The organism is Allobosea spartocytisi, from assembly GCF_014764685.1.
Classification (GTDB): domain Bacteria; phylum Pseudomonadota; class Alphaproteobacteria; order Rhizobiales; family Beijerinckiaceae; genus Allobosea; species Allobosea spartocytisi.
Window position 1 is genome coordinate 1 of sequence record NZ_JACXWY010000029.1, and the last position, 24,398, is coordinate 24,398.

Here is a 24,398-nt window from a genome sequence, read left to right on the forward strand (position 1 = left end):
CCTCGTGATCCAGCACCATCCGCACAGCCCGGGCACGCACCTCAGGCGAGAACTTGTTCGTCGTCTTGTTCGTCATAGCCCCATCCTCTCAGGAGTTGGGGCCTCCGACAAACCCGGGGCGGTTCAAAGCAAATATGTTCGACGATGTTTTCGAACTCCAGAAGTTCGGGCAATTAAAGGCAAGTTTTGACTTCGTCGCCGAGACGTTGATCGGCGCTCATGGAGACTTCTATGTCGTCCCCGGAAAGGGGCACACGCTCTCGGTCTCCGTGGTGACCGAGAAGGAGAAGCGGGGCAGGCGGATCACGGGCGTGTTCATCGACACCGTTAACGTCTTCACATTGCGCGACCCGGAATATGCAGAAGATGAGGAAGGGCCGACGCTCACGCGAGGGGTGACGCGTGACGATTTCGAAGCAGAACTCGCCAAAGAATTGGTCGTTCCTCAACGCCTCCTCCAAGTACGATATACCCCGCCTCTCGAGAGCGACGAGACCCTCCGGCACCCGTATGGATGGGGCGTCTCTAAGCGGTAGCGAGAGCGGTTTTGCGCGATGAGTTTACGCTAAGAGGCAGGCCGGCCAACGAACCTTCTCGGCCGATCATGTTACCTGCTTGGCAACGGGTTTTTAAGGAGCCAATCAAGGATCGCGCGAACAACCTGCTCGGCCGTCGCCTTCGCGTCACGCGCTTCATCTGGTCGCACATCAGGAGGGCCGGCCGGGAAGTCCGACAACAGGCGGCCAGCGTGAATGCGCTGCCGCGACCGAATTAGCATTTCGGCTCGAGCTTTAGTCGGTAGATCGAGGATCGCCGAAGATCCGCCGGACGCAGCGCTCGCGACGAGTTTGTCGATGCGCCAAGTTTGAGGATCCTTAGCATAGTCCGGCGATTGGAAGTGACCGATCCGGCGGGCATGGGCAACGATAAATGTGAGCGCTCCTTCGACCAATGCCGCGGCAAGTACTGATGCGGATACAGGCGCCGAGTTGGGATCGAGGAGGCGCAACTCTGAAACCGTTTGCGTCCACCACAAGCGAAAGGGCCCATAGCCCAAACTCTCAAGTTGCTCAGCAAAGGCATCCAACGGCTCAGCGCGGGCGGGCCGCCCGTCTGAGCGGCGCGCAATGACGTCCTTTACGATCTGAAAAGCTCGTTCACGGTCAGGCTTGCGATGCGGCCGTGGGTGCATAAGCAATTGTTCACTCGGGAGCCCTCGCACGCCGCCATTCGCAAAGCGAACGAGACCATCCTTTTCCGTCAGTTGTTTCGACATGACTTGCCAAGTGATCGCGACTTCCACGTCATTGCGAGGAATGCCCCTGGCCGCACCGCGTTCGACAAGCACACTTCGTTCAATGAGGGCTCGAGAGGCCCCCTGCGATCGCATCAGCCCGTTTAGTTCCTCGACGACAAAATCGAACGCTTCGAAATTGCGATAGTCCGGCTCCTCGGGAAAATAAAACACCCAGGATTGGGTCTCTTGCGACGACGGCAGCAATTTCTTGACGCCGAAATACCCTGTCCCGACGTGCGGCAGAGCGTCACCGATTTCGCCGTCTTGGTAGCCAGCACGCTTGCCGATCTCGGCGAGTTCCTGAAACGTCAGGCCCGGCTCGACTGGAGCAATGAGCACGCTACATTCCAATGCGGTTTTCAGGAAGGAGATGATTTCTAAATTCATCGGACGATCTGTTTCCGGAAAACTCGCTAGGCGATTGAACAGAGATTATACGACGACCTCACGAGAGATGCCTCACACAAATAGTGCCGCGCCAAATCTTCCTGTCTCTAATCAGTAACGCGGCCAAAACGGAACCACATGTCCTCGATTACGCTGTTGGCCATGCGCACAGCAAAGGCAATCAGGTGACAGGCACGTTTCCAGATAGCGTCTCGATAAGTTCAGCCAAAACATACTCCGGCATTGTGTTAGGAGTAAATGGGATGTCGACGTGGAATGTACCATCGTCTCTATGATTGGAGATCGTCATCTCGCCGTCTGCGACGATCTCGTCCGCGACATCACCCAAGGCCTCGAAGGCACTACGATCCGTCCACTCGCCGTATCCAGCAGCGATATCCCCCAAAGCCCGTTTGAGCTTGCCGAAGAATGGCTCGAACCAGTGGCCGCTCAGGGCAGCGGCCGTCTTCGGCACGTCATTGAGTGTCAGACCGAGGCCAGTCAGGTTACCGAGGTGGTAGCTGGCGAACTTCATGAGCTCGCCATAGGCGCCGTAGACCTCGGCAATGACCTGCTCGAGATTGCCGTGAAGGCGATAGGCTCTTATGCAGCCATTCGCCTGAGGTCGCGTCTGGTCCAGCGCTGCAATGAATGTTTCCTCGTAGCCGTCGGTCGGACGCTGCCCGAAAGGCGCGCATATCTGGGTGACGGCGTATTCGTCCCAGCAGGCCTTGATGATCTCCCACCGACAATGGGCGTGGAGATTCGGCGATTTGCTCTGAAGCAGAACGCCGGGAAACGCGGCATTGAAACGCTCCGTAACCTCGACGTGCGCGCACTCATGGGCGAGGGTGTGGAGCGCTTGTTTAAACAATTCATTCTTCTCGTCTTCGAGCGGAAGCAGGACGCCGGCATTGAAGAGGATGTGGCTCTTGACGTTCCCGTTACGTATAACAGCGGGCGTCATGGCTACGCCCATTGCGATGCCTTCAGACGGTGTAAGCTTGTGGTTGGTCTCGTAGCCCCGGTCGAGTTCGAGGAGCGCCAGGGTGTAGTCGGCCGCGATGGTAATGCCGTCGAGGGCGGACATATCGATGTAGCGGCTCAACGCGCGGATATATGTGGCGACCAGGTTGCCAAAGGTTCTGGCGTGCTCCTCGGTGTCGAAACCCCGCAAGCTGACAGAAATGTTCTCGGGCGCGGTTGGGGGCGGCGGCTCAGTATCGGGGGTGGCTCCTGACTCCACCTCAGCCTGCGCGGCATCGGTCATTGGAAGCCTTCGAACGTTTGCGGTCGGGCGAGAGACGTTGGATGAGCACGAGAGTAGACATTAAACTAGGATCTCGCTGGAGGGGACACGCCGCTATTTGCATTGCTGGCGGAGACGCCGAGAGGCAAAGTTAGCGCTGGCATGTAGGAACGGCCGCGCCCTCCGTCGAAGTCGAACTCATAGAGACGAACAGGCCCGAGAGCGGTTCGACGCTGTCCGAGGAAGAATGTGAAGGCGTTAGGGGCTGCCACAAACAGATGCGCGAGCCCCACCTGGTGAGGCCGCGCCGTCCGGACCGCCGTGGATGCCGCATCGGCAAGCTCGAAAGCGTGCCGGCCACAGGCTACCGATTGCGCGCCGGGGCCAGTGTTGGGCTTCAGGATGAGCAAACGGCCAACGGAGGGAAGCGAGGTTTCGCAGTAACGCTGCACGTCCGCGACGACGTCATGAGTCAAACCGATCGCCACAGCGACGTCGGATTGGTCGGAACGGAGTTGCACGGTCTCGGCGATGAGCGTCGGCCATTGCGGATCGCGATCGACGTCGTCGGGTGCCCAAATCCGCCGGCCCGTGCCACGCTGGTCGAGCTCGACCGTGCGACCCGATTTGATGTCGATGATCGAGCCGGCCGCGAAGGCCAAGGTAACATGCGCATCGAGGGCCAGCCGGAGGCGAGCATGGTCCTTGGCCGCGTCCCTCAGAAAGCGGTGAAGCGCGGGATAGAGCGTCCCCTCCCAGTCTTGGTCACTGCGAATGTAGCGTTCGTCGAACGCGGGGATCAGATCGAGCACTGCATGGCACCGCTCTTCGAGCCGATCGAAAGCGTGTTCGAAAGATTTGACCCCGTAAATGCGCGGGCCGCCTTGCGCGGGTCCGAGCAGCCCTTCCCGGGCACAGATTGATTTGAAACTGGATCGATCGAACTCGAGCCGCCCCTGCGCCATCCACTGAAAGACTACGTCGTCGTAGGGAAAGGCGCTGTGATTGGCGGGGATCCGGCGTAGCCCCACAAGACCGAACAAGATGTCGAGGTTATCGCGCAGGGCGTCGAGCGTGTCGTTGGCCTCGCCAAAAGCAAGCGTGCGCGCCAGAAGACGCAGCTCATCCTCATCGATGCCGAGGTGCTCTCGCCAGGCCTTGCGGACGGTGCCGGCCTTGCTGTTGTCGGTCAGCGATCCGTAAAGTCGGTCGAGCCGGACGGCGCCGGATCGGTTGCCGACCATCGCGCGAAGCGGATCGCTGCGATCGAGTCGCCAGTTCGTCACGAGCTTAAAGCGGACGCCAACACCTGATTGCGCGTAGGCTAGCTGCGCGTCGCGGGCCCGCTGCAGCAGCGAGCGGGCATTGGCGTTTATGAATTCCGGATCGACCAGATGCGCGTAGCCGTAATTGTCAGGGGTGACATGCCATTTGCATTGCATGTGCTCACGCAGCAGCGGTTCGCCGTACTGATCAAGCGCGCTGCGGGCGGGGTCATATTCGACCCAGATGTCATCGAAGCTCTTCGGCCCAGTCTTGAAGGCGACGCGCGTAACCGGGCTTTCGGGGTCAAGCAGACGCGCCGCATGCCACCAGAAAAGGCGCGCCTGGAAGGTGTCGCCATCGCGGCGGACGGTTACGGCTTGCGTCATGTCGCTTTCCTCATGCGGCGGTGCCGTCCTTGAAGGGCGGCGTCGGAGCCATGGCGCGGGCAATCTCGACCGCCCGCGCGCCATCGATGGCTTTCGCAGGATAGGCGTCGAGAACGATCCCCGGCAGGAGCCGCTGCGTCAGATCGGAAAAGGTGAAGCCGAAGTCGCGGCCGCCGTGCTGCGCGCCGGTGGCTGCGACCAAAGCATCGACGTGGTGGCGGCTGAAGCCTATCGACTCCAGGCGGCTCGACAACACGAAGCGGCGTTGCTCATCGCTTGGTCGTGCGAAGCTCAAGACGTCGGCCGCGCGCCGCCGGACCGCTGGGTCCAGCGCGCTGAGACGGTTGGTGCACATGAGGACCGCTGCTGGGAGCTTGGCATTCGCGATGCGATCGATGCCGCGGATGAAAGCATTGACGCCGGCCCGGTCCTCGTGGTGCATCTGCGCCGCTTCGCGCGACTGGGCGAGCGCGTCGGCCTCGTCGACTAGAAGGATGACCGCGCCCCGCGCTTTCCCGCCGGAGGACTTCAGTTTCGTGGCCTCCGCCACGGTGTAGTCGAAGGCGGCCGACAGAAGCTGTGTCATCTCGCCGACGCGTCCTTGTCCACGCGTCGACAGGCTGAGCGGCAGGAGCGTGATGTCGATCTTCTCTTGCCGCGCCACCGCGTCGCCAATCGTCTCGGCGAGCTCGGTCTTGCCGGAGCCGACGTCCCCAGCCAGCACCACCAGGGGCGGACGCCGAAGGACCGCATCGAGCAGCGCCTCGGCACCGGGATGATGACGCTGAGCCCACGCGGCGAGACCACCGGGATTGACCAGGAGGCCGAGAATTTTGCCGAGGCGGGCCTTCTGCTCGTCCAGCCCCACAAGGCGTGCGAGCCGCGCTTGCGGCTCGAAGTCGGGGTAGGTGATGCGGCGCTCGAAAAGCTCGTCGAGGGTCGGCTTGGTGTTCATCAGAAGCTCCGGACAGTGGCACGATCGAGGGCGCGGCCGCCCGCGGAGTAGGTGCGGTCATTGGAAAGGTAGCCGGTGACGCCAGGCTCCGGCGCCCCGCTTCGGGAGAACGGAAGGCCTTGCTCGAATGCGGCGCGCCCGGTCTCGCCGAGCTGGAACCAGGCCGACGTGTAGGTCATGTAGCTGTAGAAGGAAGCCCCGCTGACGTCCGCGCCCGGTCGAACACGCCCGGGGTCGTCGTCGTTGGCGGCGGCTCCGGCAAGATCGCGGGCCGTGTAGCGCAAGGTCGGCTCGACCCAATTGCCGTCCCGCTTGAAGCCGTAGGTCACGGTCTCGAGGTAACCGGCCTTGAGCATTTCCGTCGCCTCGGCTTCGAACTCCGCGATCTTGGCGTCGGACGGGCTTCCGTAGAACCGCTGCATCCGCTTCAGGTCGGTGGCGACCTTGGCGGCCATGTGCTTGGCGTGGGTGACGGTGAACGTCGAACTCTCGGTGTAGCTGTAGCTATACGACATGGCTGAACCTCACGCCTGGAAAGAGGAGCCGAAGACCTTCTGCCAATAGGCGACGGTCAGCTGCTTGTTGGGGGCGGCGAGCGCGGCGTCGATCGCGTCGCCAGCTTCGAGAGCGGCGTCGACGATGGCGTCGGCATTCGCCGCAGTGTAGAGCCGCGCCACGTTGTTGGCGGCGTTCACCGGGTCGATGATCTGCACCGTGTCGCTGCAGGCGGCGACCGAAGACGCCGCATAATAGTCTGTGAAGACGATGCGCTGGCGGAAATCGGTGCGGGCGATGTAGGTGAAGAAGTGCTGCAGCGCTTCGGGGTAGTCCGAAAAGTCCAGGCCGTCGTCGCACAGCTTGGCGAGGACCATCTCGATCATGAATGATTTGAAGCGGAAGCCATCCCGCTCCTGCTTCATGCGCCTCGCCCAGAACTTCGCGAGCCGGACGACCTGCGCAAAGTGCTTCTCCTGCGTGCGCTTGCGCTTGGAGGCGAAATCAAGGTGCAGCGGAATGCTGGTCTTCAGGAACGATCCATCGTCCTGACTAACCAGGTTGCCATACCATTGCGCGTCGCCGTCGTAGAGGATCGGAACCACATCGACGTCGAGGCCGGTGCCGCGGAACGAAACGGTGACCGAGTATGTCTGCGGCTGGACCTGATCGGCGCTGAAATTTGGAAATGCCTTGCGAAGCCGCTCCGCGAGGTAATCGAGCAGCGCCCTCACATCCTTCGGCGCATCTGCGCCGCTGACATAGCAGGCGACGTCGATATCGTTGAGGGAGCGCAGGGCGGTGCCTTTCGCGAGGCTGCCCGACAGCATCATTTTCCTCAGTGTGAAATCGGGGTGTTCGGCAAGATACCCTTCGAGCTTCTCGCGCAGCCGCCTCGCTTGCGCCCGATATTCGTCCGCCTTGTCCTTCGGCAGGTTGACCTTGTCCTGCGCGAAGGCGGCTATCTCGCTGTGACCGACGTGTTGCCGTCCCATCTTCCCGCTCCTCTGTGGCCGGCGGCCTGAGGCTGCGGCGTTGACGGGAGAGATATAATAGCTACTTTTTGGCTATTCAATGGCATGCAAAGTAGCTATTTCACGTTGACAAATAACTCCTGATTCTCTATATGCTGCTCAACGACGGAGGACGAGATGACAGCGAAAAAGACCATGACGCTGAACCTCACCGACGCCGAAATGCGTGTGCTGGACGATTTGTCGGCACGGAAAGATCTGACTAAAACCGCTGTGATCCGGCAGGCTTTGCGCCTTTATCAAACCGTCGAGGCTAGGCTCGAAAAGGGCGAGAAGCTCTTGTTCGAGAACGATGCGACGAAGGAGAAGGCGGAGCTGATGCTCCTATGACCGACGTCTCGACCATCTACCTGGTGGACGTAGCGAGCGGGCAGGGCGTCGAGGCGGAGTTGCGCGACGCCATCGAGGAAGCGCAGCTCGCCGATTGGCAAACGCAGTGGCGACCTGCGCTCATCAAGTTGCTCCAGGAGCTGCGTCGTCAAGGTGTGCCGATCGCGCAATGGCCGCAAAGTTGGCATTGGGATTGGCGAGAAAAGACAACAAGGGTCCAGGGATTTCTGGCGTTTCCGGGATTTAGTGTCGTTTGCCACGGCGTGACCCAGGGCCTGATGTTGCTTGACCTGCGACGAGCTGCGCGTGAACCGTCGCAAGCGGGCAAGCCGCTGGTCTACGTGAATTATCTCGAGGTCGCGCCCTGGAACCGGCCGGACCTCGGTCAACACCCGCAACTGAAAGGCGTCGGCACGGCTCTTTTGACGGCTGCCGTCGCGCTGAGTGAGCAGGAAGGATACCGTGGCCGGATCGGCCTTCATTCCCTGCCGCAGTCAGAGGTCTTCTATCGCGAGCGGTGTCGTATGGCGGACCTCGGTCCCGACGATGCTTATCAAAACCTCAGATATTTCGAGATGACTGCGGAGAGCGCCCAGTCGTTTCTCGACAAGGAGTGACGCCATGAGAATCGAGCGAAGCAAGCAGTGGTGGCTTGATCGCGCCGCGCGCGAGGGCGCCGATGTGATCGGCGCTGGCCTCGTCGCGCGCGATCCTGTTTTGGAAAGCCGCTCTGGCGCCAGCGCGCCGACTCCGCGCGAGGAAGCGCGCATCGCGTTCGGACGGTTCATCAATTTGATGCGTCGCCAGCGCGGGTTTTCAATGGAGCGGCTGGCCGAGGAGGCCGAACTCGACGCTAGCGAATTGCTGGTGATTGAAAGCGACGTCCACTACATTCCGGAACCACGGACTGTTTATCGATTGGCTCAGACGTTCAGCGTTTCGCAACAGCGCTTGATGCAACTTGCCGGCCTTTCGGCGGCGAATGACAGCGGCCTCAGCCAAGAGGCGGTGAAGTTCGCGGCTCGATCCGAGTCGATGCAGAAACTTAGCCGAGAAGAGAATGCCGCACTCGATGCATTCATTGCCGTTCTCAGTCGGCAGGACCCAAAGCAGGGCAAGTGAAGAACATCCAGCTTGGCACGCGCACGGTCGCAGACATCGACGCACAGGTCGTCAAGGTTCTCCGGGGCCTCGGCAATCCTGAACCGCCGATCGATCTCGCTTTGGTGCGTGACCTGCTTCGGCTCGATCGCCAATATTACAGCACGACCGACGATGGCCTCCTGCGGGAAACCGTCAGTCGACTGAAAGTGGCGGGATTGCAAATCCTGCTGCGGCCGACCTTGCTCAAGGAAGCCGTCCAGACCCTCAGCCTGAAGGCCCTCTATTTACCTGACCAGAAGCGGATTCTCATCGACAGGGATCTGCCGAAGTTGAAGCACCGCTGGAATGAGGCGCATGAAGTCGGCCACGACATCATTCCCTGGCACGAAGGCATGATGCTCGGTGATACGGAGCAGACGCTTACGCCGACATGCCACGCGATCATGGAGGCCGAGGCAAATTACGCGGCCGGCCAACTGCTATTTCTGGCCGACCAATTTCGCACGAACGCCTGCGATTCCGAGCCGTCCCTGCAACATGTTCGGCAGCTAAGCGAGCGCTTCGGCAACACGATGACGTCGACCTTGTGGCGCTTCATCGAGCAGGGACACGGCGGTCGGCCGATGGTGGCACTCGTGAGCGGGCACCCGCATCCTGCCAAGCGCAAGCCGGATTTCGATCCAACCAATCCCTGTCGCTATTGTGTGCAGTCGCCGGCCTTCGCTCTGCGCTTTGGCGGGCTGGGCGAAATCGACCTGTTTCAGGTCGTCACGGGCTATGCTGGCGCGCAGCGCGGCGGAACCTTGGGAACGAGGGAGGTCGTCCTTTCCGACGCCGCGAGCGAGCGCCACCTATTCAAGTTTGAGACGTTCTTCAACGGTCATGAGGCTTTGACGCTTGGACATTGGCTCCGAAGCGCTCCGAAGCCAGCGTGAGGCGACATCCGCTGCCCGCCGCACGAATTAAGGCTGAGCGGAGGAAACGACTTGGTGACGGGACGGAAGATTGATCGGCGTGTACGCCGGTACGGCCTCCATCCGCGCGAAGACGGACTCATGGATATGGGCGCCCTCTGGGATCACGCGCGGCTCTGCGGCAGGGATATAATAACCGAACCGTGACGTGCGACTATTCCACTCTTTGAAATCGTCTGCCTTCGGAATCCATTCAAGGGCGCGCCAAGCCAAAGTCATCGAGTCATGAGGGTCACGCATGATGTCGGGGGCGACGTAACTGAACGGACTGCCCTGCCGCTGGATGCCCCAAGCGAGGTGGTTGACGGTCTGCCTGCTAACCGTCAATCCGCATTTGGTCGCCTCGTCGATCATCCACAGCAGCGGAAACTTGGACAAACCGCTTTCGCTCTCGGGGTAGCCTCCGCCAATGTCGGCATGGACGCCCGCAAACCAGACCTGTAGCGCATCCTGCGGTTCAGCGTTATTGGTCGAGCTGAAGCGGTTGTGCATGAAGGTTTGTGGTTCTCGCCATGGCTGGAGCCGAAACATTCGACGCCTCTCGTCGATCGCGATGGCTTGGCGAAACACCTTTACGCTGGGGTTTTCCTGCGTGAACGCCAACTTTTCGAGGCTAAAGGCATAGAAGCGATCCGCGCGCGGCACGATCACGCTTGCCACGGTGTCCCATACACCGAGAAATTTTATAGTTGGCCATCGGCTGGAAACGATGCGCGCGAGCTGGGAGGCCGGATCGTCGCGAGTGGCGACCGGCGCCTTGGGCTCGTCGTCTTCATCCAAGGTATCAGAGCCAACCGCGCCTTGCGGGGCTTGCACAACGCGAGCCGAGCTTGCCTGTTTGTAGGCCGTCAGCGCGGCGTCAGCCAAATTGCGTTGCTCCGGAGCGAGCAAACCGACTTTGTGAATCAATCCCGCCAGGACGCGCGCCGTATATGCACCACGGCTGAAGCCGAAGAGGAAAATGTCATCACCGTCTTCGTAATTGTCGATCAGGAAGTGATAGGCTTTCAGGACGTTGTCATCGAGACCGTAGCCGGTAGCGAGGCCCAACACCGTGACGGTGTTCTGTTTGAGACGCGTCCAGGGATTTGGTCGCGCCAGAGTTCCCACGCCAGGGTCGTAGAAAACGACTTGGCGCGGAACGGTCTTCTCGGTTTTTCGCAGCACGCGGTAGAGCTTGAGGACGTTTGAGATGTTCTCCCCGATCTCGTTACCGGTGCCGTCGCAACAGACGACGAGATTTCGCATTTTCACCCAATGACAAACATGGAAGATTACAATCCCTCAAACCGCTATTGGCCACCTACAGTATCTACCATCGAGGCTGTCCTTCGATCATTTATTTTACGAATGAGCTTGAGATCTTGGGACCAGCTTATACGCGATTGATTGAATTTGCCCTGCGAGATGGATCGTGACCCGCATGGGCGGAGACCGCACCGCGGGCTCCGCGAGCAAAGCGACGCGACGCGAGTAGAGCCAGGCCGCCGCAGGCGGCTCGCCCAAACCGCCCCTGCTAGACCCATCGATGCTGTGAATCGGTCATGCCAGATCGATTCAATAATTCAATTGGACCTTCCTGTGCCGCCAAGCGAGATTCTCGCTATGTCCAAAAAGGATCAACAGCCGCGCCATCTACGCCGTATCGACCCGGAGCAGAACATGCGACGCTTCTACGTGCTGATGGTGCAGCCGACACTGTTCGGTGGCGCTTCGGTCGTGCGCACCTGGGGACGCATTGGCACGGCGGGTCAAACAATGATGGAGACCTTCGATCAGCAGGACGCGGCCAATACGGCCTTTATTCTTCTCGAGCGCAGGAAAAGACGGCGGGGATATCAAGACGTCTAGCGTTCGGAAGCCGGCCAAGGCACCGGAGCGCGGCACGAGCATGGCGAAGGCCCCGCCTTTCGGCAGGGCCCTCTTGTCGCTGGGATTAATCCCGGTTCGGCCGGGACCAGATCAGCTGCAGACCTTCCTCGCCTTCGACCTCGACCAGGGTCGCGTAGATCGGGGCCGGGAAGCTCGGATCATCGAGCTTGACCGAGAGGTAGTCGCGGTCCGTCTGGTCGGAGTGCTTCTGCCAGGCGGCGCCGAGCTCGACATTCGCCGCTGCGAAGATGCGGAAGTGCGGGCCCTTGTCGGAGGGGTTTTCGATGCGGACCAGCCGAGCTTTGACGTTCAGGGTCAGGGTGCGGATCGTGCCGGTGAAGCCGTTGCCGTTCGAGGTGAAGTTGCCGATGTTAGCCATTGTCTCATTCCCTTGTTTCAGGGCCGCGACCATCGCGACCCGATGGCGGTCATGAGACCGGAGGCGATCGACCCGCACCCGGAGGGCTGAAACGCAGTGGAAGGCGTCCGGAGACGGCTTTTTTGTTTCGCGATGCAAAGCCGAAGGCGGCGGAAAAAAGTCGTCGTAGGATGTTGCGGGGACAAGATCGAGAGAACGCGCAGCGGACTCGTCCTTCGGTCAGACCAAGCCAATCGGGTTCGTGCTGGGGGTGGCTATCGCAAACACCTTGGGGAATGACGACATGCGCGCCCTCATCGCCCACTCAATCGCGTCCGACGGCATCTTCACGCTGCACTCGCTCTCCCTCCGGCCAGCGTCCAGCTCGCCGATCGCAACCGCATCCCCCCGCCGCGGGTCCCTATCGCCCGCCTTCGCGCGGGTGTCGTGCGCCAAAGCTCGCTCTGCGCGCGACGTCCAGACCGCACGATTTCTCGGCGCCCCAGCCGACGATCCACACTCCGCAGACCGAAAAGCACGTTCTGGCTCGAGACCGAGGCGTATGCCTGCAGATCCCTCTGGTCCGCGACTGCAACATCCGTTCGACAACGGTCCGCCGAGAGGCGGGGCCTTCGCCAGAGGGACGCGAGCGCTTTCTCCCGGAGGCAGCGAAACCTAGAGCCATCGCCGACAAAAAAGGGGGCTAAGCCCCCTCCGCCTTGCGCAGCCGGCGCTCGGCTTCCGCGATTGCCTGATCAAGCCGCAGCTGCGTTCCCCGGCGTTCCTTGCGCGTCAGAATGCAGTGCGTAAGCTCGGCGCGAAGCTCCGCGATCTCAGCGTAAATGTCACGAATGTCTTCCATGTGAACCTCCTTCGTCTCGATGACGGAGGCAGGCGACCAGGCGTTGGAGGGCCGGGTCAGGGATCGCGAAGCGACCGGCGGAGCCGGCGCGTGGGGGTGCCGATTTTCTGGTGGCGCCCCAGGAGGGGCGGCGGCGGAAAATCGGGGGTACCGCGCGTCCTTGACGCGGCCCGACTGCCGGTATGATCCGCTCTCAATGAGAGAGAGATGGCCCTGGCTCGACGTTGAGACTGGCTCATTCTTTCTTCCTTCCCGCAGCGCGCTGCGGGATCGGCTCTGCCGTTAGTCGAGGCGCCGCGTCGCGCGGCGCCAGCGCAACCGGCTCAGTGAGCCGGACCGCGCTCGTAGGGATCGAATTCGTGGATCAGCTCAAGGTCGTCGGCGTCGTCGAGCTCGTTGGAGGGGAGGGCGCCATAGGCATCGCCGGATTTGAAAAGCGTTACCGGGACCATGAGGGTGCGGGCGAGCTGGAAGGCGTGGTTCTGGGCAAGGGAAAGATCGTGCGACATCTCGAAGGTTCCATCCGGAGCGGGCCAATTCCCGCTCGATGGCTCCTCGAAGGACCGCCTCCGGTCGCGATCACCGCGAAGGCGCAGCCGCAGCGGCGGCAGCTTGCTAGCCGACCCCTTGCGGGTTGATCGTGGAAGATCCGGAGGCGGCCCAGGACGCCATCGCTGAGAGCGGGATTGGTTCGCGGCGGTCGAGCCGAACTCGTGTGCTACGATCATTTCTCCCCGAAACCGACGAAGGATCGCGGCTGGCGCCCTTCGCTCGGCCTACACGGCGCCGATCGCCAGGCAAAACTGTCCCGGCCAAAGAAGCTGTCGACCCAAACCAAGAGAAGATCGCCACGGCTTGTCCGGCGGGCTCCGGCGGTTAGGACCAGGGCCGCCACATTCTCTTCCGGAAGTGCTCTCAGCCAGCGTCGTCTTTCTTCCGCTAGAACAGCGCTAGTTGTCCTTCGGATACCCCGGCCGCATCCTCGAACGACGAGACCGTGATGCCGAGCAGCCGAATTCCCTTCGCGACCGGAAAGAGGGGATCGAGCAGCGCCCGCGATAGGTCCTCCACCTGCGCCGCGCTCTGGAAGGGCTGTGCGACGGTACGGCTTCGCGTTATCTGCCGAAAGTCAGCGTATTTCACCTTCAGCGTGACGGTGCGCGCCCGCAACTGCTTCACCTCGCAGAGACCCCACACCTTTGCGACGAGCGCGCTGATCTCGGGATAAATGCTCTCGGTGTCGAACAGGTCGCACTGGAACGTGTCTTCGGCACCGATCGACTTGCGCGGTCGATCGGGCTCGACGGGCCGATTGTCGATACCGCGGGCAATTCGATAGTACCACACTCCCGCTTTCCCGAAGTGTTGCTGCATGAAGGCGAGCGATTTCGCCCTGAGATCAGCGCCTGAATGAATCCCAAGCCGCTCCATCTTCTCCGCCGTCGCAGGCCCAACGCCATGAAATTTCTTCACTGCGAGCGCCTCGACGAAAGATGAGCCTTTGCCTGGCGTGATGACAGCCTGACCGTTCGGCTTGTTCAGGTCGCTCGCCATCTTCGCCAGGAATTTGCAATATGAAATTCCGGCGGAGGCATTAAGGCCGGTGACCTTCTTGATCCGCGCCCGGATGATGGTCGCAATCTCGCTAGCGATCGCAATGCCCTGCTTGTTCTCCGACACATCGAGATAGGCCTCGTCGAGTGAGAGCGGCTCGATCAGATCGGTATGTTCGGTAAATATCTCGCGGATCTGCGCCGACACCGCGCGGTACACCTCGAACCGAGGCGGCACGAAAATGAGCTCGGGGCAACGACGCTTGGCAGTGATCGATGCCATTGCCGAGCGAACGCCGAAAGCACGCGCTTCGTAGCTCGCTGCCGCGACGACACCGCGCGCTTCCGAGCCGCCGACGGCAACGGGTCTTCCGCGTAAGCGCGGATCGTCGCGCTGTTCGACCGACGCATAAAAGGCGTCCATGTCGATATGAATGATCTTGCGCGCGATGATGTCGGACTGCGTGGCCACGGCACGACGTTGTCAAAGCGCAAGCAGGGGTTGCTTGCGGGCGTCGTCGTGAAGGCGAGAGACACGGAAGCTCCCGGCCGGGAGGGGACGCAAGACATCCAGCTCGGATCGCGTCTCGTCGAGCCAGCGCATGCGCTGATTTCGACGGAGCACCGCCATCTGACGGTCGTGATAAGGCGCGATATCGCCGTTCGATTCGATTGTGACGATCGCATAGGCCTCGGGCCAGTCACGCGTCGCGGGCCGCCACATGCCGGCGAAATAGAACCAGTCGCCATCCGCAAGGCGGAAGCTGTAATCGTTACCGTTGCTCCGGTGGCGAAACTCAGTTGCCGGGACCAGGCAGCGATGACTTGGAAAGGTTCGTCCTTCCGCCCGCACGACAGTGCAGGGGCGTGCGCCGGTCTCGCGCGGCCTCAGGCCCCATGGCAGTTCGACCATCTCGACCTCGTCGCCGGAGCGTCGGACGATGACGCGGCGTTCGTTGAGTGGTGCTTCAAAATTGAAGGGCTTCACGGTCATGGCATTTTAGAACATAATAGGAACAACGATCCAGTGCAATCCCAAGAAAGGAGAAGTGATGTGTAATGACTATCGGCTGATGGTGGATGTTGCGTCGATCGTCGAGGACTTCGCCGATCTCAAAATCAAAATCCGCTTCAGTGAAGGCTCGCCGAACATCGAGGCTCGCGAGGATATCAAGATCACTGACGCGGGTCCGATCATCCGCTCGGTCGAAGGGAAGGGTAACGAAGGCGATCTGGTTCAGCGCCGCTGGAGCTGGCCGGGCCAAAACAAGCGGCCGGTCTATAATTTCCGCTCGGATGGCCGCGAGTTCACCAGCAATCGCTGTCTGATTGTCGCCGACGGCTTTTACGAGTTCACTGACCCGGCCGAAAAGGGAAAGAAGAAAAAGGACAAATGGCTCTTCACGAGGCGCAACGAGCGGATGTTCTGCATCGCCGGGATCTGGCGTGACACGAAGGACGTCGGCGAGGCCTACACGATGCTGACCATGGAGCCGGGCCCCGATATCGCGCCGTATCACGACCGGCAAATCGTCCTTCTCGACAGATCGTCGTGGGCTGATTGGCTCAACCCCGCTATCTCGGCGAAGTCGCTGATCAAGCCGTTGCCCGCAGGGACATTGTCGGTCGAGCAGGTCGGGTGACCACGTCCTAGTCGAGGGTGCCCGTCACCCGTCGACGGGACTTTGGTCGTCCCGGGGCCTTCTTGCCGTCCGCAAGTTCGATCCACACGGGGGCGTGGTCGCTGCTCTTTTCCCATCCGCGCACCGCAACGTCGACCTGTGCGTCGACGAGGCGCTCTGCAAGCGGCGGGCTGAGCAGCAGATGATCGATGCGCAGGCCGGCATTTCGTCCGAACGCGTTTCGAAAATAATCCCAGAACGTATAGATGACCTCGTCGGGATGGAGGGTTCGGAGCGCGTCGATCCAACCCTGGTCGAGCAGCCGGAAATAAGCGGCACGCGCTTCGGGAGCAAAGAGCGCATCGTCGAGCCAGCGCTCGGGCTTGTAGACATCGAGGTCGGTCGGCATCACGTTGAAGTCACCCGCGAGCATCACCGGCTGGCCGGTGGCGAGAAGTTCGCCGGCATGGGCGATCAACCGATCGAACCAGCGGAGTTTGTAATCGAACTTCGGACCGGGTTTCGGATTGCCATTCGGTAGATAAAGCCCGCCGATCAGGATGCCGTTGACGGCCGCTTCGATGTAACGGCTGTGGCTGTCATCAGGATCGCCTGGTAGGCCCCTACGGGTCTCGTGGATCTGTCCGACGCGGCTGAGGATGGCGACGCCATTCCAGCTTTTCTGGCCTTGCCAGATCGCGTCGTATCCGAGATTGCGGATTGCCTTCTCCGGAAATTTCTCCTGCGGCGCCTTCAGTTCTTGGAGGCATACGACATCGGGCTGAGCGTCTGCCAGCCAACGCAGCAGAACCGGCAGGCGGCCATTTATTCCATTGACGTTGTAGGTCGCGATTTTCATGGTTCACAGATCTGGCAGGGTCTGGTCGGCGCGTCCCCACCCCATCAAGGCTTTGGACCTCGCGCGGCGGATCAGCTCCAGCGCGTCGCCGATGTGAAAATGTGCCGGCGAGTCTATGGTCTTCATCTCGCCCCAACTGATCGGCGCGGCGACCGAGGCGCCGGCGCGCGTGCGGGCGCTGTAAGGCATGACCGCGGTCGCGCCGCGCTGGTTGCGCAGATAGTCGACGAAGATGCGCCCCTTGCGCCGCGCCTTTGCAAGCGCCGCAGTGAAATGCCTCGGATCGTTCTGCGCGACCGCCTGCGCGAGCCGATGGGCGAAGTCCTTGACCTGCGGCCACTCGGCTTTGGGCGTGAGAGGGGCGATGACATGCACGCCCTTGCCGCCGGTCACCATCGGAAAGGCCTCGAGGCCCATCGATTTCAAGATGTCTCGGAATTGGAAGGCAGCCTCGCGAACCGCCTCGAAATCGAGCCCTTCATCCGGATCGAGATCGAAGATCAGCCGATCCGCCTTCTCGACATCTTCGATACGTGCGCCCCAGCCATGGAATTCGATCGTTCCCATCTGCACGCAGGTCATGAGCCCATCGGCATCGTCGATATAGAGGTAGGGTTCTTCGTGGCCATCCTTCTCGACAATCCCGATGTGGTGAACCGTCTCGCCGAAGCTTCCCGCATCGTGTTTCTGAAAGAAGCATTGCTTTGCGCGGCCTTGTGGGCAGCGGACAAGGCTGATCGGCCGATTGCCGATCCAGGGCAGCATGATCTCCGCGACCGCCGCGTAATGGTCGGCGAGCTGCCCCTTCGTGACGTTCGATTCCGGATAAATGATGCGGTCGCGGTTGCTGATGACGACGGTGCTCGTCGCCGGCGCTGGCAATTCGCCAGCGTGGTGCTCGGTCTCGAGCACGACCGCTTCAGGCTTCTTGTCCTCGCGCAGCCCGAGATAGCTGGGGTGCCGGAGCGTTCCCTCGTTGGTCATCTCGGTATAGGCAATCTCGGCGACAAGCTTCGGTCGCAGCCAATGCGCGCCGCGGACCTCGGCGCGTGGCGCCTCGACCGTCGCTGCCTTCTGTTCGAGTGGCGTCATGATCTTCATGAGGCGCGAGAGTTCGGCCGTATCGAAGCCCGTGCCGACTTTTCCGGCGTAGCGCAGTTTTCCGCCGTCATGGATGGCGAGAATGAGCGACCGGAAGGCGCGGCTCTTGTCGGACGGTGTCCAGCCGGCGATCACGAATTCCTGACGCTTGATGCATTTGGTTTTCACCCAGCTGCCGGCGCGCGCGCCGACATATCGGGAGGCAGCGAGCTTGGAGACGACGCCCTCGAGTCCAGCTGCGCAAAAGCTTTTGAGCAGCTTCTCGCCGTTTCCCTTGATATGGTCCGAGTAGCGAATGTGCGACCCTTTCGGCGGAAGGATGCCCTTGAGCTTGGCTTTTCGTTCGAGAAGGGGAAGGCTGGTGAGATCTTCGCCATCGAGCTCGAGCAGATCGAACGCGAAATAGTCGATGCTCGCCGGGGCGCTCTTGAGCGCGCCCTGCAGCTTCTGGAAATTCGAGCGGCCCTCGGCGTCGAGGACGACAGCCTCGCCGTCGATCAGGGCAGAGTGGACCTTGAGCTTCCGCGCATCCGAGAGGATCGAGGGAAAGCGGCCGGACCAATCGAGGCCCGAACGAGTGTAGGCCCGCGCCTCGCCCCCGCCGACGGCGACGAGTGCGCGGTAGCCATCATATTTCATCTCGTGAATCCAGCGGTCGCCGGCTGGAACGGCGTCGACGAGCGTAGCAAGTTGCACGGGGCGAAACGCTGGCGGCGCCCTCATCGCGTCCCCGGTTGTCGAAGGCTTCGCGGCGCGCGGAGCCGATCTTACTTTTGCTTTGGGCGCCGTTGCCATGGCCGAACTACCCGTTCTTTGATCGCGCAGCCGTCCCGGGCGGACAGCGTTTTGCCGCGGCGTTTATTTCTTGAGCTTTTCAGCGGCGGCGTCGAGCTTGGCGCGGTCATTGCCGATCCGCTTGATCAGACTTTCGGCCTGATCCTTCGTGATGCCATGCTTTTTGGCGAAATAACTGACTTCGTAGCCCTCGCCGGCGGCAACGCGTCGACGGTCGGCACTGCCTCGTTTCGATTTATCATCCGCCATCTGCTTCTCCCTCGGGCGTTCGATCGGCAATTAGAACAGAACTCCGATCGTTATGGTATTTAAACGCAGTATTGTTGATCTATTCTCGAATGCTTTCAACAGCGAAACTGCTTCTCATTCGAGCGGTATCAATGGAAATTCCGCGTTTTGACCTTGATGGTGTCGATGTGGAGATCCGGCACATAGATATCGCGCGTTCGTACCGTTTTAGGCGGTTGCTCGCGCGGATCGGGGCCCGATCCCCCATTGCGAACCTGGTCGCCGCGACCGTAGGGCAACCGGAAGCTGGCCTCGCGTTCTCCGACGCCGGCGAGCTCGGCCGACAGGTCGACGATCCGTTGCGCGACGAGGTGGACCACCTCGCCCTCGCGCTGGATGCGGCCGCGCACGGCGATCATGCTTGCCGCCATGATGGCCCGGCGATTGGCTTCGAACACCTTCGGCCAGACAACGAGGTTGGCAATGCCGTTCTCGTCCTCCAATGTAATGAACATCACGCCCTTGGCTGACCCGGGCCGCTGGCGTACGAGAACGATGCCGGCCGCTTCGAGCCATCGGCCGTCGCGGGATGCCATCGCTTCCGCGCAGGTCACGATCCGTCGACGATGCAGGTCGCTTCGAAGGAACGAGACCGGGTGATTGCGCAGCGACAAGCCTACATGCCGGTAGTCTTCGACGACTTCGCCACCTGTCTTCATCGATCGCAACGCCACCTCGGGTTCGTTGAGCTCGGCGCTGGGTCCATGATCGCGTGCCGCAGCTGCCACAAATAGCGGCAAGGGTTCGTCCCTCAGAGCTTTGATCGCCCATAGCGCCTCGCGCCGGGCGAGACCGAGTGCCGGCCGGAACGCGTCCGCCTCGGCCAGCAGAACGAGTGCGGCTTGCGGCACGTCGGAGCGACGCCAGAGGTCGTCGACCGAGGCGAAGGGTTGATTGGCTCGCGCCGCGACGATCCGTGCGGCGTGGCCATTGGCGAGACCGCGAACCATTCGCAGACCGAGCCTGACCGCAAAGCGGCTCTCGTCGCCGGTCGGCTCCAGCGTGCAGTCCCAGCGTGAGGCTGTGACACAGACCGGGCGCATCTCGACGCCGTGCTCGATCGCGTCTCTTACGATTTGCGCTGGCGCATAGAAACCCATGGGCTGGCTATTGAGCAAAGCAGCGCAGAAGACATCCGGATGCCAGCATTTCAACCACGCGCTTGCATAGGCGATCAACGCGAACGAAGCTGCATGACTTTCCGGGAATCCGTACGAGCCAAACCCTTCCAATTGCCGAAACGTCTGCTCAGCGAAAACGCGTTCGTATCCGTTGGCGACCATACCGTCGATCAATTTGATCTTGAACGATGAGACCCCGCCTGTGAACTTGAACGTGGCCATCGATTTGCGCAGCATATCGGCTTCGCCGGGCGTGAAGCCCGCGCAGGTGATCGCCACCCGCATCGCTTGCTCTTGAAACAGGGGCACGCCCAAGGTTTTTCCGAGCACCTGTTCGAGCTCGGGCTTGGGATAGTGCACGGGCTCGCGCCCTTCGCGGCGGCGGAGATAGGGATGAACCATGTCGCCCTGGATCGGACCCGGCCGAACGATCGCCACTTGAACGACGAGGTCGTAATAGGTCCTGGGCTTGAGACGGGGGAGCATCGACATCTGCGCGCGGCTTTCGATCTGAAATGTCCCGAGCGTATCGGCCTTCCTGATCATGGCGTAGGTACGAGGATCCTCGGCAGGAATCGTCGCAAGGTCGAGCTCGACGCCCTTGTGCTGCGCGAGCAGATCGAGACCCTTCTTCATGCAAGTGAGCATGCCCAAGGCGAGGACGTCGACCTTCATAAATCGCAACGCGTCGATATCGTCTTTATCCCACTCAATGACCTGCCGGTCCTTCATGCTCGCCGGTTCGATCGGCACGAGATCGTCGAGCCGATCGTGGGTCAAGACAAAGCCGCCGGGGTGCTGTGAGAGATGTCGTGGCGCGCCCATGAGCTGGCGCGCGAGGTCGAGCGTCAATCGCAGCCGTCGATCGGCAAGATTAAGGTTGAGCTCCTCGACATGGCGATTTTCAACGCCTTCCTCGGACCAGCCCCAGACCTGGCCCGACAGCGACGAAATCAAATCTTCGGGCAGGCCGAGCGCTTTGCCGACATCGCGCAATGCACCTTTCGTGCGGTAACGGATCACGGTCGAGCACAGTGCGGCGTGATCGCGGCCATAGGTCTCGAACACCCACTGCATGACGATCTCTCGCCTTTCGTGCTCAAAATCGACGTCGATGTCGGGCGGCTCGCGGCGCTCTTCGCTGACGAAGCGCTCAAACAAAAGGTCGTTGCGTCCGGGATCGATCGAAGTGATACCGAGAACGTAGCAGACGGCGGAATTCGCCGCCGAGCCGCGTCCCTGGCAGAGGATGTCGCGTGAGCGAGCGAACCTGACGATGCTGTTGACCGTCAAGAAATAGGGTGCGTAATCGAGCTTCTTGATGAGGCGCAGCTCGTGCCGGAGGACAGCGCGCACCTCGTCGGGCAATCCCTCGGGATAGCGGGTAGCAGCACCCTCCCAGGTGAGCTTTTCCAGCGTCTCTTGCGGCGAAAGCGCGGGATCGTCGCGCTCCTCCGGATATTGATAGGCGAGCTCGTCGAGCGAAAAACGGCAGCGGTCGGCGATTTCGAGCGTACGCGCCAAAGCGTCGGGATAGCGCGTGAAGAGGCGATGCATCTCCTCGGGCGGCTTGAGAAAGCGATCGGCATGGCGCTCACGCCGATCGCCGAGCGTGTCGATCGTAACGTTGTGCCGGATGCATGTGACGACGTCCTGCAGGATCCGCCGATCGGGTGCGTGGAAGAGGACGTCATTGGTCACGACGGTTCGGACCTTCGCGGCCGCAGCGGCGTTCGATAGCTCGTGAAGCCGGAGTTGATCGTTCGGCCGGCGCCGGAGCGTGAGCGCCATATAGCCGCGATCGGCGAATGCCTCGTGCAGTTGGCGAAGGTGCAATCGACAATCGTCATCGTCCGTGTCCGGCACGAGCACCGCGATCAGGCCCTCGCCATAAGCAATGACATCGCTCCATCCAAGACTACACTTGCCTTTTCCTGCGCGTCGCTTGCCGAGCGAGAGCAATCGGCAGAGCCGCGAGTAAGCGGACCGATCGGTCGGATAGACCAGGAGTGACATACCGTCAGAAAGATCGAGGCGGCAGCCGACGATCAGGCGCACGCCCGTTGCCTTCGCGGCTTCGTGCGCACGCACGATTCCGGCGAGGCTGTTGCGGTCGATGATCGCGAGCGCCTCGATGCCGTGCATCGCGGCCTGGGCGAAGAGCTCGTCGGCCGAAGATGCTCCGCGCAGGAAGCTGAAATGCGATGTAGTCTGCAACTCAACATAGCGATGGGCGCTCATCCGAACACCCCGTGCATGAACCAGCGATGCGATCCGGTCGCAGCGTCTTCGCCGTCGCCGGCGCGATACACCCAATACCGCTCGCCGGCCTCGTCCTCGAGCCGGAAATAGTCGCGCACCGCGACGAGTTCGGCATCACGCTTCCACCATTCGCCGAAAACGCGTTCGGGCCCGTCTGCCCGTCGCACGCGGCGTCGGATGCTGCGCCAGGTGAAAGTGACGGGCGGATGGTCAGGCAAAAGCGCGACGGTCTCGATCACCTCGGGATGCGGCAGGAGGCGGGCCGGTCGCGGCCAATGCCCCGGCCATGTGGTGCCGGTGCCGGGCGCCATCGCTGGGATTCGAGCGACCGATCGTTCGGGCACGTCGCTGGATATCGGCGCCGCCCGGTAGACGGCTCGCTCGCCGACGCGGTTGGCGAGCGTATCGATGAGATCGGACACATCGGGGACGGCCTCTTCGATCAGCGAACTCACGGTCTGCTTGCGGACAAGCGGCTCGGCGAGACTCGCAGCGAGCGACATCAACTCGATACCGAAGCCCGGATCGATCGTCTCGATCTTGTCGCATAAAAGTCGGGTAAGACGCCTCACGTCGCGCACCGGGACCGCCATGCCAATGCGGATGGCCTGGCGTTGGTTGTCGACGCGCCGAAGATGAAGATCGAGCCGCCGCGCACCGAGGTCGGTCTCCTCAAGGCGTTCGCACAGCGCGACGACGAGCTTGCCGATGTAACGCGCAATGGTCTCGGCCGCGCTGATCGGCTCGGCAAAGCTGCGCCGCACCTCGATGAGGTCCGCCGGCCTGACGGGATCGATCGGCTCAGCCGCTTCTCCGATCGCCTGATCGAGCCGCCGCCCGAGCTCGGGACCGAAGCGAAGCGTCAGCGGCGCGCGCGGCTGCGCCAGAAGGTCGCCGATCCGCTCGAAGCCGAGTACGCGCAGATCGTGGGCCATGGCGGCCGGCAGGCGCAGCGCTTCCAATGGCAAGGGAGAGATCATCGACGGGCCATGCCCTGGTGCTGCGACGAAAGCCGGCTCCGCGACATAGCGGGCGAAGGCGTGCGCGGCACCCCAGGTGTCGGCGATGGCCGCGCGCGCGGCAATGCCGGACATGAGAAGACGTCCGATCAGCGCATCGAGCATCGCCTCTTCACCGCCGTGAAGGTGATCCGCGCCCGTGGTGTCGATCACGATACCGTCGGCGCCGTCCGCCGCGACGATCGGGGCAAAGCGCTGCAGGACCCATAGGGCGAGGCGTTCGAGCGCGGCGGAGTCCGCGATCGGATCGGCATCATGGATAAGGAGATCGGGTACGAGGACTTGCGCCTTCGCGGCCGGCATGCCGGGGCGCAGGCCTACCCTCCGCGCAGCGACATCCGCAGACATCACCACGCGCCGGCTTCCTTCCCGGCCGATCAGGACGAGCGGGGCCTCAAGCGGAGGCGCCGCGTCGCCAGCCTTCCGCCGAAGCCGGTCGATGGACCAGTTCGGCAGGAAGAGCGAGACAACCCGTGTCATCGCAAGCCTCCAACTCAAAATCTGCACTCTCGCCCGCGCGGGCGCGGATCAACTCGACAAGCCATCGATGACGGCCGACACCGGGAACGGGAAGCGGAGCCGAGGGCAGCACCGAGACCCTCCAGCGCGTCATAGCCGCAGTCGGCTGACCGAAATCGGCCGCCTCGGTCTGGCGCCGCCAGCGCCGGAGCGCGATCCCGATCGTACCGGCTCCTTCAGCCGCGAGCTGAAGACGCCGCGACGCAGTCATCGAGAGACGCGCGACCTCGCCGACGACGGCGCCCAGTCCGCCATGGCGAAGACCTTCCTCCATGCAGGCGAGAAGCGCCTTGTCGTCACCTGCCTCGACGTAGATTACCCTGTCGGGCGGCAACCCTGCCTGTGCAAGTGCGGGCGCAAAAAGGTCTGGGCGCGTGATGCACCAGAGCACCTTGCCTTTCGTCCGCGCGGCGACCCCGCCAGCGAAGAGCGCAGCGGCCGCGCCGTCGACGGCGCCGTATCCGCCACCCGCGACCTCATGCAAAGCACCGAGTGCAAGACCTCCGCCGGGAAGCCGCGAATCCACCTCGGCAATTCCGAACGGAAGCACCGATTTCGCGCGCAGGGTTCGGCCCTCGATCTTCTCGATTTGCGCGCGCAATGACTCTATGGCGGGCTCTGGCCGCAAGCTGGTCCTTGACCTCCTGAGATGGCTCTTGCATCATGTTCTCTATTTGTTCTCTAACAGAG

The 24,398-nt window shown here is 61.9% G+C and carries 25 protein-coding genes; 7 read left to right on the top strand and 18 right to left on the bottom strand.

Annotated elements, in window-relative coordinates; all coding sequences use genetic code 11:
* Positions 1-134: 134 nt before the first annotated feature.
* The gene (locus tag IED13_RS25625) at positions 135-536 is read left to right on the top strand and encodes a hypothetical protein (RefSeq protein WP_210323758.1); all 402 of its coding nucleotides are present in this window, start codon (positions 135-137) and stop codon (positions 534-536) included.
* Positions 537-607: 71 nt separating this feature from the next.
* Here IED13_RS25625 and IED13_RS25630 read toward each other — a convergent pair whose 3' ends face one another.
* The 6 genes from IED13_RS25630 to IED13_RS25655 all read right to left on the bottom strand — a co-directional run bounded on the left by IED13_RS25630 (position 608) and on the right by IED13_RS25655 (position 7,030).
* Entirely contained in the window at positions 608-1,684 is a 1,077-nt protein-coding gene (locus tag IED13_RS25630) for a hypothetical protein (protein ID WP_191125845.1), read from the bottom strand.
* A gap of 181 nt (positions 1,685-1,865) precedes the next feature.
* Positions 1,866-2,954: a hypothetical protein gene (locus IED13_RS25635; protein ID WP_191125846.1), complete on the bottom strand. Its 1,089-nt coding sequence runs from the start codon at positions 2,952-2,954 to the stop codon at positions 1,866-1,868.
* A gap of 65 nt (positions 2,955-3,019) precedes the next feature.
* Entirely contained in the window at positions 3,020-4,585 is a 1,566-nt protein-coding gene (locus tag IED13_RS25640) for an SAVED domain-containing protein (protein WP_191125847.1), read from the bottom strand.
* A 10-nt stretch (positions 4,586-4,595) separates the two neighbouring features.
* Positions 4,596-5,540, bottom strand: coding sequence for an AAA family ATPase (locus IED13_RS25645; protein ID WP_191125848.1), 945 nt, complete (start codon positions 5,538-5,540; stop codon positions 4,596-4,598).
* On the bottom strand, positions 5,540-6,055 hold the full coding sequence (locus IED13_RS25650; RefSeq protein WP_191125849.1) for an HORMA-1 domain-containing protein: 516 nt from the start codon (positions 6,053-6,055) through the stop codon (positions 5,540-5,542). Before IED13_RS25650 ends, IED13_RS25645 begins: the two co-directional genes overlap by 1 nt.
* Before the next feature lie 9 nt (positions 6,056-6,064).
* A complete protein-coding gene (locus tag IED13_RS25655) occupies positions 6,065-7,030 on the bottom strand; it encodes a CBASS oligonucleotide cyclase (RefSeq protein WP_191125850.1) in 966 nt (321 codons plus the stop codon).
* Positions 7,031-7,186: 156 nt separating this feature from the next.
* Between IED13_RS25655 and IED13_RS25660 the strand changes: the two genes are divergently transcribed.
* From IED13_RS25660 to IED13_RS25675, 4 genes are read left to right on the top strand one after another with little or no spacing between them, the layout of a single operon-like run.
* Positions 7,187-7,399: a transcriptional regulator gene (locus IED13_RS25660; protein WP_034464881.1), complete on the top strand. Its 213-nt coding sequence runs from the start codon at positions 7,187-7,189 to the stop codon at positions 7,397-7,399.
* Positions 7,396-8,016 (top strand): GNAT family N-acetyltransferase, encoded by a 621-nt coding sequence (locus IED13_RS25665; protein WP_191125851.1) that lies wholly within the window; start codon positions 7,396-7,398, stop codon positions 8,014-8,016. The genes IED13_RS25660 and IED13_RS25665 overlap by 4 nt, the downstream gene beginning before the upstream one ends.
* Positions 8,017-8,020: 4 nt before the next feature.
* Entirely contained in the window at positions 8,021-8,521 is a 501-nt protein-coding gene (locus IED13_RS25670) for a helix-turn-helix domain-containing protein (RefSeq protein WP_191125852.1), read from the top strand.
* Positions 8,518-9,438: an ImmA/IrrE family metallo-endopeptidase gene (locus tag IED13_RS25675; protein ID WP_191125853.1), complete on the top strand. Its 921-nt coding sequence runs from the start codon at positions 8,518-8,520 to the stop codon at positions 9,436-9,438. The genes IED13_RS25670 and IED13_RS25675 overlap by 4 nt, the downstream gene beginning before the upstream one ends.
* Positions 9,439-9,465: 27 nt before the next feature.
* Here the strand turns inward: IED13_RS25675 and IED13_RS25680 are convergent, their stop codons facing one another.
* Positions 9,466-10,725 carry a DUF2235 domain-containing protein gene (locus IED13_RS25680; RefSeq protein WP_191125854.1) on the bottom strand — a complete coding sequence of 420 codons (1,260 nt, stop codon included), beginning with the start codon at positions 10,723-10,725 and terminating at the stop codon, positions 9,466-9,468.
* Positions 10,726-11,082: 357 nt separating this feature from the next.
* On the opposite strand from IED13_RS25680, the gene IED13_RS25685 reads away from it, so the two are divergent.
* On the top strand, positions 11,083-11,328 hold the full coding sequence (locus IED13_RS25685) for a WGR domain-containing protein (protein WP_191125855.1): 246 nt from the start codon (positions 11,083-11,085) through the stop codon (positions 11,326-11,328).
* An 85-nt stretch (positions 11,329-11,413) separates the two neighbouring features.
* Here the strand turns inward: IED13_RS25685 and IED13_RS25690 are convergent, their stop codons facing one another.
* The 5 genes from IED13_RS25690 to IED13_RS25710 all read right to left on the bottom strand — a co-directional run bounded on the left by IED13_RS25690 (position 11,414) and on the right by IED13_RS25710 (position 15,116).
* Positions 11,414-11,728 carry a DUF736 domain-containing protein gene (locus IED13_RS25690; protein WP_152014041.1) on the bottom strand — a complete coding sequence of 105 codons (315 nt, stop codon included), beginning with the start codon at positions 11,726-11,728 and terminating at the stop codon, positions 11,414-11,416.
* 682 nt (positions 11,729-12,410) lie between these two features.
* Positions 12,411-12,569 (bottom strand): hypothetical protein, encoded by a 159-nt coding sequence (locus IED13_RS25695; RefSeq protein WP_191125856.1) that lies wholly within the window; start codon positions 12,567-12,569, stop codon positions 12,411-12,413.
* A 323-nt stretch (positions 12,570-12,892) separates the two neighbouring features.
* Complete coding sequence (locus tag IED13_RS25700; RefSeq protein WP_191125857.1) at positions 12,893-13,078, bottom strand: hypothetical protein; 186 nt, start codon at positions 13,076-13,078, stop codon at positions 12,893-12,895.
* 430 nt (positions 13,079-13,508) lie between these two features.
* Entirely contained in the window at positions 13,509-14,594 is a 1,086-nt protein-coding gene (gene dinB, locus IED13_RS25705; protein ID WP_191125858.1) for a DNA polymerase IV, read from the bottom strand.
* A gap of 12 nt (positions 14,595-14,606) precedes the next feature.
* Positions 14,607-15,116, bottom strand: coding sequence for an SOS response-associated peptidase family protein (locus tag IED13_RS25710; RefSeq protein WP_191125859.1), 510 nt, complete (start codon positions 15,114-15,116; stop codon positions 14,607-14,609).
* Positions 15,117-15,174: 58 nt separating this feature from the next.
* Between IED13_RS25710 and IED13_RS25715 the strand changes: the two genes are divergently transcribed.
* Positions 15,175-15,765 carry an SOS response-associated peptidase family protein gene (locus tag IED13_RS25715; RefSeq protein WP_191125860.1) on the top strand — a complete coding sequence of 197 codons (591 nt, stop codon included), beginning with the start codon at positions 15,175-15,177 and terminating at the stop codon, positions 15,763-15,765.
* Between the two features lie 7 nt (positions 15,766-15,772).
* On the opposite strand, the gene xth is transcribed toward IED13_RS25715, so the two are convergent.
* The 6 genes from xth to IED13_RS28985 form a co-directional block, all read right to left on the bottom strand.
* Entirely contained in the window at positions 15,773-16,603 is an 831-nt protein-coding gene (xth, locus tag IED13_RS25720) for an exodeoxyribonuclease III (protein ID WP_191125861.1), read from the bottom strand.
* Between the two features lie 3 nt (positions 16,604-16,606).
* Positions 16,607-18,499, bottom strand: a complete 1,893-nt coding sequence (gene ligD / locus IED13_RS25725) for a DNA ligase D (RefSeq protein WP_191125862.1) — start codon at positions 18,497-18,499, stop codon at positions 16,607-16,609.
* A 63-nt stretch (positions 18,500-18,562) separates the two neighbouring features.
* On the bottom strand, positions 18,563-18,778 hold the full coding sequence (locus IED13_RS25730; protein WP_404801911.1) for a DUF3606 domain-containing protein: 216 nt from the start codon (positions 18,776-18,778) through the stop codon (positions 18,563-18,565).
* Between the two features lie 98 nt (positions 18,779-18,876).
* A complete protein-coding gene (locus IED13_RS25735) occupies positions 18,877-22,149 on the bottom strand; it encodes an error-prone DNA polymerase (protein WP_191125864.1) in 3,273 nt (1,090 codons plus the stop codon).
* Complete coding sequence (locus IED13_RS25740; protein ID WP_191125865.1) at positions 22,146-23,669, bottom strand: Y-family DNA polymerase; 1,524 nt, start codon at positions 23,667-23,669, stop codon at positions 22,146-22,148. Before IED13_RS25740 ends, IED13_RS25735 begins: the two co-directional genes overlap by 4 nt.
* Positions 23,584-24,336 (bottom strand): ImuA family protein, encoded by a 753-nt coding sequence (locus IED13_RS28985; RefSeq protein ID WP_248312773.1) that lies wholly within the window; start codon positions 24,334-24,336, stop codon positions 23,584-23,586. The genes IED13_RS25740 and IED13_RS28985 overlap by 86 nt, the downstream gene beginning before the upstream one ends.
* Positions 24,337-24,398: the final 62 nt, after the last annotated feature.